This window comes from Marinobacter changyiensis, from assembly GCF_009193265.1.
Classification (GTDB): Bacteria; Pseudomonadota; Gammaproteobacteria; order Pseudomonadales; family Oleiphilaceae; genus Marinobacter; species Marinobacter changyiensis.
Genome location: NZ_VZZZ01000002.1, coordinates 21,406 through 33,728, shown reverse-complemented (window position 1 = coordinate 33,728; position 12,323 = coordinate 21,406). Strand labels below are relative to the sequence as shown.

11 protein-coding genes are annotated in these 12,323 nt (G+C 56.9%); 1 reads left to right on the top strand and 10 read right to left on the bottom strand.

Going from position 1 to position 12,323, the window contains the following annotated elements; genetic code table 11:
- Window positions 1–140: 140 nt before the first annotated feature.
- Window positions 141–1,079 (bottom strand): M23 family metallopeptidase, encoded by a 939-nt coding sequence (locus tag F6Y09_RS06005; protein WP_152206035.1) that lies wholly within the window; start codon window positions 1,077–1,079, stop codon window positions 141–143.
- A gap of 292 nt (window positions 1,080–1,371) precedes the next feature.
- Between F6Y09_RS06005 and F6Y09_RS06000 the strand changes: the two genes are divergently transcribed.
- Window positions 1,372–1,818, top strand: a complete 447-nt coding sequence (locus F6Y09_RS06000) for a DciA family protein (protein ID WP_152206034.1) — start codon at window positions 1,372–1,374, stop codon at window positions 1,816–1,818.
- A gap of 10 nt (window positions 1,819–1,828) precedes the next feature.
- Here F6Y09_RS06000 and lpxC read toward each other — a convergent pair whose 3' ends face one another.
- The 9 genes from lpxC to murD all read right to left on the bottom strand — a co-directional run bounded on the left by lpxC (window position 1,829) and on the right by murD (window position 12,317).
- Window positions 1,829–2,746, bottom strand: coding sequence for a UDP-3-O-acyl-N-acetylglucosamine deacetylase (gene lpxC / locus F6Y09_RS05995; RefSeq protein ID WP_152206033.1), 918 nt, complete (start codon window positions 2,744–2,746; stop codon window positions 1,829–1,831).
- Window positions 2,747–2,940: 194 nt separating this feature from the next.
- Window positions 2,941–4,098: a cell division protein FtsZ gene (gene ftsZ / locus F6Y09_RS05990; protein ID WP_152206032.1), complete on the bottom strand. Its 1,158-nt coding sequence runs from the start codon at window positions 4,096–4,098 to the stop codon at window positions 2,941–2,943.
- 107 nt (window positions 4,099–4,205) lie between these two features.
- Window positions 4,206–5,441 (bottom strand): cell division protein FtsA, encoded by a 1,236-nt coding sequence (ftsA, locus tag F6Y09_RS05985; protein ID WP_152206031.1) that lies wholly within the window; start codon window positions 5,439–5,441, stop codon window positions 4,206–4,208.
- Between the two features lie 35 nt (window positions 5,442–5,476).
- Entirely contained in the window at window positions 5,477–6,316 is an 840-nt protein-coding gene (locus F6Y09_RS05980) for a cell division protein FtsQ/DivIB (protein WP_152206030.1), read from the bottom strand.
- On the bottom strand, window positions 6,309–7,274 hold the full coding sequence (locus tag F6Y09_RS05975) for a D-alanine--D-alanine ligase (protein WP_152206029.1): 966 nt from the start codon (window positions 7,272–7,274) through the stop codon (window positions 6,309–6,311). The genes F6Y09_RS05980 and F6Y09_RS05975 overlap by 8 nt, the downstream gene beginning before the upstream one ends.
- Complete coding sequence (gene murC, locus F6Y09_RS05970) at window positions 7,271–8,713, bottom strand: UDP-N-acetylmuramate--L-alanine ligase (RefSeq protein ID WP_152206028.1); 1,443 nt, start codon at window positions 8,711–8,713, stop codon at window positions 7,271–7,273. Before murC ends, F6Y09_RS05975 begins: the two co-directional genes overlap by 4 nt.
- Window positions 8,706–9,788, bottom strand: a complete 1,083-nt coding sequence (murG, locus tag F6Y09_RS05965) for an undecaprenyldiphospho-muramoylpentapeptide beta-N-acetylglucosaminyltransferase (protein ID WP_152206027.1) — start codon at window positions 9,786–9,788, stop codon at window positions 8,706–8,708. Before murG ends, murC begins: the two co-directional genes overlap by 8 nt.
- Window positions 9,781–10,980 carry a putative lipid II flippase FtsW gene (gene ftsW / locus F6Y09_RS05960; protein ID WP_152206026.1) on the bottom strand — a complete coding sequence of 400 codons (1,200 nt, stop codon included), beginning with the start codon at window positions 10,978–10,980 and terminating at the stop codon, window positions 9,781–9,783. The genes murG and ftsW overlap by 8 nt, the downstream gene beginning before the upstream one ends.
- On the bottom strand, window positions 10,977–12,317 hold the full coding sequence (gene murD, locus F6Y09_RS05955) for a UDP-N-acetylmuramoyl-L-alanine--D-glutamate ligase (RefSeq protein ID WP_152206025.1): 1,341 nt from the start codon (window positions 12,315–12,317) through the stop codon (window positions 10,977–10,979). Before murD ends, ftsW begins: the two co-directional genes overlap by 4 nt.
- Between the last annotated feature and the right edge of the window lie 6 nt (window positions 12,318–12,323).

Here is a 12,323-nt window from a genome sequence, read left to right as displayed (position 1 = left end):
TCGGGGGGCGGACCGGTAGTTGGCTGGGTCCGCCAATCACCCGCGCCGGTGAAGACGGCATTCTAACCTTATTTAATCAAAGGGCGAAAGGCAGAGGCCCTCAGTGTCGATACCGAGGCGTGTGCGACGGCCTGACCGGGCTATCGGCTGGCGCGCTGAATATAGTCTTCGGGGTTCTGACTCTTGCCATTTCGCAGGACTTCAAAATGAACGTGCGGTCCGGTAGACCGGCCCGTGCTACCCATTAATGCAACGACCTGACCCTTCTGAACCACATCGCCAACGTCCACTTTCAACTCTTTGGCGTGAGCGTAGCGAGTGACCAGCCCGTCACCATGGTCAATCTCGACCAGATTCCCGTAGCCATGTCGGTCATCGGAGTATGTAACGACACCGGCAGCTACCGCAATAATGTCACTACCATCCTTACCTGCCAAATCCACACCGTCATGCCAGGTGCGGCGGCCGGTAAATGGATCGGACCGATAACCGTAACGAGAGGACAGCCAGCCCCAGGTTATGGGGCGCCCCGCCACAAACCGCTCATCTTCAATTCTCTTCCTGGACATGAGGCTGTCGAGTAACCGCAACTGCTGCTCACGGTCCGCGATCCGGGCATCCAGTCGCCCAATCATCATACTGAGCTCTGGCGCAGAAAACGATTCGCCGTCCAGTGAGTCTTCCGGGCCACCCACCGCTGCAGGCTGGTCAAAGTTGAATTCTTCGCTGCCCACCAGGCCCGATTCAACAAATCGCTGACCCAGCGCGTCCAATCGCAAAAGACGGCCCTGCATTTCACCCAGGCGAAGAGTGAGCGCGTCAACTTGCTGGAGCGTGCGCTGCCGGACGCTTTCCAGATCATCCCTTTGGGTTTGCAGTCGTAACTGCCACTGCCCCACTACCGGAGAGGAAAGTCCTTCATGTTCAGACAAGCGTTGCTGGCCTGCAAAAGAGTAGCCCAACCATGCGGACCCCAGAATGAACGTCGCTAACAGTAGCGATAAACCAAGTGCGATCGGCACATTGATTGAAAGCATACGGGACTTGCCGTACCCCTTACTAACAAGGATGATATTCATAGCTTCATCTATGATCGTACAGCAGTCGCACCGTCGTCCTGTCGCCGAGCGCTTGCTGTAAACTTACTGGCCTGCCGGGGCTTCCTTCGCCTGATTGCGGAAGAAAGCTCCCGACAACGCAATCATAGGCAGAATAAATGGAGCTCCGATCTGAAAGTGGTAACGACATCAAGCCATTAACGGTGATCAGAGGCTCCTGAGCGGATTACCGGAGTGTAATACAGGCATCGCGGTTAAACCGTTCCGAAGTGTAACCAATAGTAACCTGACTCGTCGAGTGGTTAGCCCAAACATGAAAAAAAAGCCGATTCTGGAACTCGATTCCGGCAACACCTGTCACGCTCCAGCCCTTCGAAAACTGCTGGCCAAGGCGGAGCTTCACCAGGGTGCTGAACAGCAAGTCATGGAAGCGATCCCGGCAGCGATCAGGTCAGGGGTCAGATTTATCAGCAGCCATGACGGCGATCTGACCATAAGCGCTGAGTCGTCGTCTATAGCGAGCCAGCTGAGACTTCGGCAACACGAAATTATGGGGAAGCTTCGCGAAAACGAACTGTTCCGTTATGTCTGGCGGTTTCAGGTCAAGGTTATCCCCGCTCGATACAACGACCGGCCATCAACTGCAAGAGCGCCCCTCAGTAACGAAAATGCCCGACTCCTCAAAGAGGAAGCCGGGCACACGAAGGATAAAGACTTACGCGAGGTTCTCGAAAAACTCGCAAGACACGTTCAGGAATAAGCGTCCCGCTTTAGCCCTGAACTGCCAACATCGGTTTTACATAGGAGATCGGCGCAGTAGCTTCGTCGTCAAACGTTACTACTTCCCAGGCATCCTCTTCTGCCCGTAATTTCCGGAGCAGTTTATTATTCAGATCGTGGCCGGATTTTATACCACGGAACTCACCAATCAGGCTGTTGCCCAGCAGGTATAGATCACCGATGGCGTCCAGCACCTTGTGCTTGACGAACTCGTCTTCGTATCGAAGGCCGTCCTCGTTGAGGATTTTATAATCATCCACAACAATCGCGTTATCCACGCTTCCGCCCAGCGCCAGGTTCATGGCGCGCAACTTCTCGATATCGCGCATGAAACCGAAGGTACGGGCCCGGCTTACTTCTTTCACGAACGACGTGCTCGAGAAGTCGACAGTCGCGGTCTGAGCGCGCCCTTTGAAGACAGGGTGGTCAAAGTCGATGCTGAAGCTGACTTTAAAACCTTCAAAGGGCAGGAAGGTCGCCTTCTTGTCGCCCTCTTCGATTGTCACTTCACGCTTGATACGAATGAATCGTTTGGCTTTGTTCTGCTCGGCAATACCCGCAGACTGCAGCAGGAATACGAACGGTCCCGCACTGCCATCCATAATAGGCACTTCAGCAGCACTGAGCTCTACAAAGCAGTTATCAATTCCAAGCCCTGCCATCGCGGATAACAGGTGCTCAACGGTTGCCACACGTACAGAGTCTTTTACCAGCGTCGTCGAAAGCATGGTCTCACCGACATTTTCGGCGCATGCCTTGATTTCTACCGCTGGATCCAGATCGGTACGTCTGAACACGATGCCGGCATCAATCGGGGCCGGTTTGAGCGTCAGGTAGACTTTTTCACCCGAGTGCAAACCGACTCCGGTCGCACGGATGGTGTTTTTAAGCGTCCGTTGTCTGATCATCAGTTCATAAATCCGTAACCAAAGTTAGATAAAGTCCAGGCACAATTCCGACCGGAGTTTATCAAAAAACGCGACTGAATACCATTTGACCAACTCAGACAATCTGAACAGGTTCTCAGTTCGCACCCTTTCTTCATACACACCCTGCGTCCAGTCGGTCGCGGGAGCTTCCAAGTCTCAGCGTTACCAGCGTATCAATCAGCCTGACGACGAAGGAATGCGGGAATATCGAGATAGTCCACACCTTGCTCTTCGCTGTCCTTTCGCTGATCCAGCGCGACATTACCTTGAGCTACTGCACGCCGACGCAATACCGCAGGACGATCCAACTGCTTGTAGTCGGTTTTCCCATCCAGCGAGCGCGTGTTATCCACGACCTTCGTGGGCTTTTCTTTGCTGCCGCCCAGGCCAGTTGCAACCACTGTGACCTTGATTTCGTCAGTCATCTCCGGATCAATCACCGTGCCAACGACAACGGTGGCGGAATCCGAGGCAAACTCACGCACAATATCACCCACTTCCGAGAACTCGCCCAGGTTAAGGTCCATACCGGCGGTAATATTGACGAGAATACCTTTCGCACCCTGCAGGTCGATATCTTCCAGCAGTGGACTGCGGATCGCGGCTTCGGCCGCTTCACGAGCACGGTTTTCACCGGTAGCCCGCGCGGTGCCCATCATCGCCATGCCCATCTCCGACATCACTGTTTTTACGTCAGCAAAGTCGACGTTGATCATACCGTTACGGGTAATCAGGTCAGCGATACCCTGAACTGCGCCAAGGAGCACATTATTCGCTTCGGCAAAGGCATCAAGCAAACTGGTTTTTTTGCCCATCACCGATAGTAATTTTTCATTAGGAATGGTGATCAGGGAGTCGACGCAGTCTTCCAGGTCTTTCAGACCGGATTCAGCGACTTTCATCCGCTTGCCACCTTCAAAGTTGAACGGCTTGGTCACTACAGCCACCGTCAGGATGCCCATTTCCCGCGCGACCTCGGCTACCACCGGCGCAGCACCCGTCCCGGTACCGCCACCCATACCGGCGGTAATAAAGACCATATCGGCACCTTTCAGCGCTTCTGCAAGGCGGTCCCGGTCTTCCATCGCTGATTGCCGACCCACTTCAGGGTTGGCACCGGCTCCCAGGCCTTTGGTGATGTTGCCACCAAGCTGGATAACATGTTTGGCGCCCATGTCGGTCAATGCCTGGGCATCAGTATTGGCGCAGATAAAATCCACACCTTCGATGTCACTGTTAAGCATGTGACGCACTGCGTTTCCGCCGCCACCGCCAACACCAATGACTTTTATCACAGCGTTTTGCTGTACATTATCGACTAGTTCAAACATTCCCCTACTCCTTCGTGCAGTTGTCGGCATTTTCCAGGCCGATTATTTTTCGAGAGACCTTCGTTTGTTCCGACCGGTTACCCGGTCGTTTACTGCCTGGCTTGCGATCAAAAATGACCGGTAAACCAGCTCTTCACGCGCTCAAAGAATGAAGGCGAACCTTCTCCCCTGACCACCGGGCCCCGGCCAATATCCATCTGGCGAAACCCATAGATCAACAAGCCCACCCCGGTGGAGTAAATCGGGTTGTTGACCACCTCCGTCATCCCGGAAACCGCCTGCGGTGAAGCAAGCCGAACCGGCATATGGAAGATTTCCTCGGCCAGCTCCACCACACCTTCCATGGTGGAAGAACCGCCCGTAATCACGACGCCCGCCGGTATCAGATCTTCAAAGCCGGAGCGACGAAGTTCTGACTGAACGAGCGTGAACAACTCTTCATAACGAGGCTCAACCACCTCAGCCAGCGCCTGCCGGGACAGATCTCTGGGAGCCCGTTCCCCGACGCTGGGGACTTTGATGGTTTCGTCCGCACCTGCAAGCTGAGTGAGCGCACAGGCATACTTGATCTTGATTTCTTCAGCGTTCTGGGTCGGCGTGCGCAAGGCCATCGCGATGTCATTGGTAACCTGGTCCCCGGCAATGGGAATCACCGACGTGTGCCGAATGGCCCCGCCGGTGAAGACCGCGATATCCGTTGTGCCGCCACCGATATCAACCACGCAAACGCCCAGCTCTTTTTCATCTTCGGTTAACACCGCATAGCTGGATGCGAGCTGCTCCAGAATGATGTCATCGACCTCCAGACCACATCGACGCACGCATTTCTCGATGTTCTGGGCCGCATTCACCGCGCAGGTCACCAAATGCACCTTGGCCTCAAGCCGCACCCCGGACATCCCCATGGGCTCCTTGATGCCTTCCTGGTTATCGATCACAAACTCCTGCGGCAATATATGAAGCACCTTCTGGTCCGCCGGTATGGCGACCGCCTGGGCCGCATCGATTACCCGGTCGATATCCGCCTGGGTCACTTCCCGGTCTCGTATTGCGACAATACCGTGTGAGTTCAGGCTTTTGATGTGGCTGCCGGCAATACCCGCATAAACCGAGTGAATCCTGCAGCCTGCCATCAGCTCGGCCTCTTCGACCGCTCGCTGAATGGCCTGCACTGTGGTTTCAATATTCACCACAACACCGCGTTTCAGTCCTCGGGAAGGGTGCGAGCCGATGCCCACCACTTCGATGCTGCCGTCCATTTTACGTTTGCCGACGATGGCCACCACTTTCGAGGTGCCGATGTCGAGGCCGACAATCATGTTTTCCGTTTCAACCGATGACATGTAATTCACCAAACCGTAGGTCCATAAAAATGGGTCTAAGTATTTTTCCCGGATGCCTTATCCAGCTGTTTCCACTGGACCGCCACACCATTGGTGTAACGGGCATCAATGCGTTTTACTTCATCCGCGCGAGCCGCCAGCTGGCCCTCATAAACCGTCATGAAGCGTTCAAAGCGCTGCTCAACCTGATCACGCCCCAGTACTACTTCGATACCGTTTGCCATTGTCAGCGTCCACGCACCCCGCTCTTCAAGTGCCAGGCCGGCAAAGCCCAGGCCGCGTTCAGTCAAGACACCGGCCATCATGCGAGCGGTTGAAATCACTTCCTCCACACGTTCGTCAGGCCCGGACAATTTCGGCAATGCACCCGCAACATCCCGATTTGACGGGCTGAACAACAAACCAGACCGGCTGATCAACTGATCGTTGTTCCAGTACGCCAGCGGTTTCTTTTCACGAACCTCGATTACCAGTCCATCGGGCCAGACTCGCTTTACCGCGGCGGTTTCAACCCATGGGCGCCGTTCAATCTCAGCCTTCACATCCGCCAGGTCGGTCGCAAAGAAGCTACGACCAACCCATTGGCCTGCCCGCTGCTCCAGTGCCTCCCGGCTTTCACCGACCAGGCTCCCCTTGATCTGAATGGAACCGATTTGCCGATCCAGGGCAGAAAGTGCCTCGCCCGTACCCCAAGGCACCAGACCCGCGACCACCAACACAATTGCGCCCAGCCCTGCCTGCAGCCACGGCACCGCGCCGAACACCAGTTTGAACACTGCCCGGGGATCGTTTTCCGGACCGGCAGAGGTCGCGCCCCGTCTGCGCGGAGGTTCCGACGGAACCGGTCGGCTACGGAGCTGCATCCGGTCAAGCATGGTCAGCCTCCAGAGTGTCCCGCAGAATGCGGACCACCAGCTCTTCAAAGCTGATGCCGGCAGCTTTGGCAGCCATTGGGACCAGGCTGTGATCCGTCATGCCGGGCACCGTGTTGACTTCCAGCAACCAGAACTCACCGCCGCGGTCCTGCATAATGTCGACCCGGCCCCAGCTGCGACAGCCCAGGACCCGGAAAGCTTCCACCGCCAGCTCCTGGAGTATCACTTCCTGATCCGGCGCCAGGCCGCAGGGAATCTGATAACGGGTATCGTTGCTGATGTATTTGGCGTCGTAGTCATAGAACACATGGTCAGTACTCAAACCAATCGCGGGCAGCGCCCGGCCCTGTAAAACACTGACCGTAAATTCAGGGCCTTCGATCCACTCCTCCACCAGCACCAGCGGATCATGCTGGCTGGCAGCCACATAGGCCTCAATCAATTCGTCGCGGGTGCTGACTTTACGGATACCGATACTGGAGCCTTCCCGGGAGGGCTTCACGCTCAGCGGCGTCTTCAGCGCGGCCAGAACGCTGTCAGCTTCGTCGGCGGCGGCCATGGCCCGAAATGCCGGCGTCGGAAGGCCGCAGCCTTCAAACACATACTTTGTTCTGAGCTTGTCCATTGCCAACGCTGACGCCAGCACCTCACTGCCGGTGTAGGGAATGCCGGCCTGGGACAGAATTGCCTGCACCGTGCCGTCTTCGCCGCCACGCCCGTGAAGGGCAATGAACACGCGGTCGAAGTTGAGCTGAGCCACCACGTTGAGCAAGCTGCCCGTGACATCGATACCAAAGGCGTTAACGCCAGCGGCCTGGAGCGCAGTCAACACCGCACTGCCGCTTTTCAGTGATACCGCCCGCTCGGCGGAATCGCCGCCCATCAGCACAGCCACGCGCCCCAGCGCTTTCTGTAACTGCGCATCGGCCTGATAACCGAGCATGCTGTGCTCGCTCATGGGCGATTACCCCCTGCAGCAGCCAGGCGTGCTGCCACACCACCAATGTCGCCAGCACCCTGGGTAATAAGCAGATCCCCGTTCTGCAACGCAGTTTCCAGCAGGTTTTCCACTTCACTGTTGTCTTCAACGAAGATCGGCTCAAGCTTGCCCCGCAGCCGGATGCTACGACACAAGGCGCGGCCATCAGCGCCCGGAATCACCGCCTCACCGGCGGAGTAGACGTCCATCAACAGCAGCGTATCGACCTCGGACAATACCCGAACGAAATCCTCGTACAGGTCGCGGGTGCGACTGAACCGGTGAGGCTGGTAAAGCATGGTGATGCGCCGGTCAGGCCAGGCTTCCCGCGCTGCCCTTATTACCGCCTCGACTTCCGTCGGGTGATGTCCGTAATCGTCCACCAGAGTGACTGTCGCCCTGGAGGTCTTGTAGTCCCCGTACACCTGAAAACGACGACCAACGCCTGCGAAGCCTGCCAGGCCGCTACAGATGGCGCTGTCATCAACGCCCTCATCGGTGGCAACGGCGATAGCGGCGAGAGCGTTCAGTACGTTATGGCGACCCGGCATTTTCAGCTCAACGGTCAGATCCTTGCGTTCGCCAGGCCGACGCACAGTGAAATGGGTTCGCAGACCATCAGATTGAATGTTCTCGGCGCGGTAGTCAGCCTCCGGATTGTCGATGCCATACGTAATGATGGCGCGGGAAATCCGGGGAATGATCTCGTTCACGTAATCATCATCCACACACATCACCGCCACCCCGTAAAATGGCAGGTTATGGAGGAAGTCCACAAAGGTTTGCTTGAGTTTGCCGACATCACCGCCATAGGTTTCCATGTGGTCGGCTTCGATATTGGTTACCACAGAGATAACCGGCGTCAGGTGCAGAAACGATGCATCGCTCTCATCCGCCTCGGCAACCAGATACCGGGACTTCCCAAGCTGTGCATTGGTGCCGGCGCTGTTGAGCTTTCCGCCAATCACGAAGGTCGGGTCAAGCCCGGCTTCTCCGAGAATCGAGGCAATCAGGCTGGTTGTCGTGGTTTTGCCATGGGTGCCGGCAACGGCGATGCCATGACGGTAACGCATGATTTCCGCGAGCATTTCGGCTCTCGGTACGATCGGTACCCGCCGCAGCCGGGCGGACGCCACTTCCGGATTGTCTGCCGCCACTGCCGAAGACACCACAACCACGTCTGCCAGTTCGGTGTTCTCCTCCCGGTGACCGATATCGACGCGGATGTCCATGTTCTGCAACCGCTGAGTAACCGCGCTCTCCCGAATATCCGAGCCCGATACGTCATAGCCCTGGTTCTTCAGTACCTCAGCGATACCGCTCATCCCGGCGCCACCGATTCCCACAAAGTGGATATGGCGAATCCGGCGCATCTCAGGGACCTGGTAGACCAGGGGAGGATTGGTTAATTCAGGCATGCGCAGCCTCCAGACAGTAATTCACAACTCGCTCCGTCGCGTCAGGACGCGCTAGGGACCTCGCGGCCCTGGCCATTTCCAGAATCCGACCGCGATCCGCCAGCAGGTCAGTGAGAGTTTCGGCCAGAATGTCCGCAGTCAGTTTATGTTGAGGGATCAACATGGCCGCTTTGACTTGCACCATGTGGTCCGCGTTTCTGGTCTGATGGTCATCCACCGCGTGGGGGAATGGCACCAGAATCGCGCCGAGTCCTGCGGCGCACAGCTCTGCAATAGTCAGCGCACCGGCCCGGCAAATGACGATATCGGCCCAGCTATAGGCGGCGGCCATCTCGCTGATAAAAGGCTCCACTGAAGCTTCAACCCCCGCGGCTGCATAGGCCGCTCTGGTTGCCTCCAGATTGCGTTCACCGCATTGATGACGAACGTTCGGGCGTACGTCTGCCGGCATTTTTGCCAACGCTTGGGGCACACAGCTGTTGATTGCCTGTGCTCCCAGACTGCCGCCCACCACCAGGACTCTCAAAGCGCCCTCGCGGCCGGCCATCCGTTCTTCTGGCGTCGCCATGTGAGCCATCTCATCCCGTACCGGGTTGCCGGTACAGCGGGTGACCACCTTGGCGCCGAAGCTGTCAGGAAAGGCTTCCATAACCATTTTCGCAAAACGCGCCAGAATTCGATTGGTCATGCCTGCAATCGCGTTCTGTTCATGGATCAGTAACGGTGTCTTGGTCAGCCAGGCTGCAACACCGCCGGGGCCGGTAACAAAGCCGCCCATGCCAATGACGCAATCCGGTTTTACCGTGCGAAGCACTGTCAAAGCCTGGACAAGCCCGCGCGCCAATTTGAAAGGCGCTGCCAGCAACGTCAGACCACCCTTACTCCGGAGGCCGGAAATGGAAATCACCGACAGCGGTATATCGGTGTCGCCAATCAGACGCACTTCTATACCACCGGAGGAGCCAAGCCAGTGGACTTCATGACCCCGCGCCTGTAACAGTCGCGCCGTGGCCAATGCCGGGAACACATGGCCTCCGGTTCCGCCTGCCATGATAAGGAAGCGCTTACTATTCATAAGCTGCGCCTCCCCGGAATGGCGTTTGTTTGCCGTTTGCTGCGATCTGGTCCTGGGCCGTGCGCTCCATTTCCACTCGTGCCAGAATCCCGATGCAGATACAAGTGATCAGCAGACTGCTGCCGCCGTAACTAACCAATGGCAGTGTCAGCCCCTTGGTAGGCAGCAAACCGGTGTTGACTGCCATATTGATGCTGGCCTGCAGGCCGATCAGCAGGGTTATGCCATAGGAAAAACAAGCCGCGAAAGGCATGCCTGCGTTCTCTGCACGACGGGCGATGGTAAAACCTGAAAGCACCAATACAGTGACCAACCCCAACACGCCCAGCGATCCAAACAGGCCAAACTCCTCGGCCGTGATGGCAAAGATGAAATCGGTGTGAGCCTCCGGCAGGTAAAACAGCTTCTGCACCGAATTACCCAGGCCAACCCCGCCCCATTCCCCGCGACCAAAAGCAATCAGCGACTGGGTTAACTGATAACCACTGTCAAACTGGTCTTTCCAGGGATCCAGATAGCTTACAACGCGCTTTAGCCGATACGGCTGAGTGAAAATGAGTACAGTCCCGATAAATACGCAGGAAGCTATCAGCGGCAGGAAGCGGCTGAGCTTTACACCACTGAGGAAAATCATCCCCAACGCTGCGGTCATCAGAACCACCGTGGCGCCGAAGTCCGGTTCGATAACCAGCAGAATCGACGCCATGCCCAGCACTGCAACCGGCTTGAGAAAACCAACCCAGGTATTGACCAGCTCTTCCCGGCGCCGCACCACATAACCTGCGAGGTAGACGATCAGGCAGAGTTTTGCAATCTCAGAAACCTGAACGTTGAACAAACCAAAGGGAATCCAACGGGTAGAGCCATTCACCGTCCGACCCACCGGGGTCAGCACCAGTATCAGCACAAAAAGCCCAACCCCCAGCAAAAGCCAGCCACTGCGCTCCCACCAGGCCATTGGAATATTGGCGGCGATCAGCGCCAGGGTGCATCCAAGGGCCGCGAAAATGAGCTGCCGGATGACAAAATGATAGCTGTTACCCATCACCGCAGCGGCCATGTCAGTAGACGCGGACGCTATCATGACAACGCCGATGACCAGCAATGAAATCGAGCTCAGCAGCAGCCACGGCAGAGGGTTGCGGTTCAACTGGATGCGGCTGTTTGACAGCTTCAGGTCAGGCAGATTCATAGGGCCTCCACCTGCTGACGGAACTGTTCGCCGCGGTCTTCGTAGTTCCGGAACATGTCGAAACTGGCGCAGGCCGGAGAAAGCAGGACCCGGTCGTCAACATGGGCCGTCTCTGACGCTTTGATCACGGCTTGAGCGAGCGTTTCCGCCCGCTGGGTTTCTACATGCTCATGGAATAGTTCTGCCAGCCTGGGCGCATCACGGCCTATCAGAATGGCGGCCCGGCAATGACGTGACACCGGAGCCACCAATGGACGGAAATCCGCACCCTTGCCTTCACCGCCGGCTATCAGCACAATTTTTCCATTGCGCGGAGCAAGGCTCTCAATGGCAGCGACGGTCGCACCCACATTGGTACCCTTGGAGTCATTGATGTATTCCACGCCTGCGACAGTACGCACCCGCTCGCATCGGTGTGGCAGCCCATGGAAGTTCCGGGCAACGTCCAGCATCACTGCCATTGGCAGACCCGCCGCATGACCCAATGCCAGAGCCGCCATCACATTGCTCAAATTATGAAGACCAGGCAGTGGCAGCTCACTCTGACGAATCAGGTTGTCAAACCCGAAGGTAATCCAGGCGTCGCCTTCATCATCCCGGGTGCTGAAGGTCTCCGGATTGATTCGATGCATTCCGAAACAGACAAAGCGCAGGGTATCCCGTGCCATCGGGGTGCTGAGTGGGTCATCCAGATTGACCACGGCAGTCTTGCAACCGTTGAAGATGCGCTGCTTGGCCTGAAAATACGCCATTTTCGTGGCGTAACGATCCAAGTGGTCATCGCTGACATTGAGCACAGTCGCGGCCAGCGCACCCAGAGTGGCGGTGGTTTCGAGCTGAAAGCTGGAAAGTTCCAGTATGTAAAGTTCAACATTGTTGTCCAGCAGGTCCAGGGCCGGGGTGCCGATATTGCCACCGACCGCCACCTGTGTGCCGGCGGCTTTGGCCATTTCACCCAACAGCGTGGTCACGGTTGTCTTGCCGTTGGAGCCTGTTATGGCAACGATCGGCGCCTGGGCGGCATCGCTGAAAAGATCAATATCACCGCGAATCCGGGCACCACGCTCCGCGGCCGCCCGAATTGCGGGTTCATCTATGTTCAGCCCGGGGCTGACGACCAACTCGTTGAAACCCGCAAAAAGCTCAGCATTAAAAACGCCCAAATGCAGCGGAACCTCTGGCCATCGGGCTTTAAGTTCGGCAAGACCCGGGGGCGACAAGCGATTATCGGCCACAGCAACATCCCGCCCCTGCGCCAGCAGGTAGCGCACGCAGGAAAGCCCGGTCTTGCCGAGTCCTACTACCAGTGTGCGACGGTCTGAGACAATAACGCTCATAAGTAT

Bases quoted from the DNA above. Each gene is read 5' to 3' on its own strand.
- murC (WP_152206028.1), bottom strand. From the start codon at position 8,713: ATGCCTGAATTAACCAATCCTCCCCTGGTCTACCAGGTCCCTGAGATG.
- murD (WP_152206025.1), bottom strand. From the start codon at position 12,317: ATGAGCGTTATTGTCTCAGACCGTCGCACACTGGTAGTAGGACTCGGC.
- lpxC (WP_152206033.1), bottom strand. From the start codon at position 2,746: ATGATCAGACAACGGACGCTTAAAAACACCATCCGTGCGACCGGAGTC.
- murG (WP_152206027.1), bottom strand. From the start codon at position 9,788: ATGAATAGTAAGCGCTTCCTTATCATGGCAGGCGGAACCGGAGGCCAT.
- F6Y09_RS05975 (WP_152206029.1), bottom strand. From the start codon at position 7,274: ATGAGCGAGCACAGCATGCTCGGTTATCAGGCCGATGCGCAGTTACAG.
- F6Y09_RS06000 (WP_152206034.1), top strand. From the start codon at position 1,372: ATGAAAAAAAAGCCGATTCTGGAACTCGATTCCGGCAACACCTGTCAC.
- ftsZ (WP_152206032.1), bottom strand. From the start codon at position 4,098: ATGTTTGAACTAGTCGATAATGTACAGCAAAACGCTGTGATAAAAGTC.
- F6Y09_RS06005 (WP_152206035.1), bottom strand. From the start codon at position 1,079: ATGAATATCATCCTTGTTAGTAAGGGGTACGGCAAGTCCCGTATGCTT.
- F6Y09_RS05980 (WP_152206030.1), bottom strand. From the start codon at position 6,316: ATGCTTGACCGGATGCAGCTCCGTAGCCGACCGGTTCCGTCGGAACCT.
- ftsW (WP_152206026.1), bottom strand. From the start codon at position 10,980: ATGAATCTGCCTGACCTGAAGCTGTCAAACAGCCGCATCCAGTTGAAC.
- ftsA (WP_152206031.1), bottom strand. From the start codon at position 5,441: ATGTCATCGGTTGAAACGGAAAACATGATTGTCGGCCTCGACATCGGC.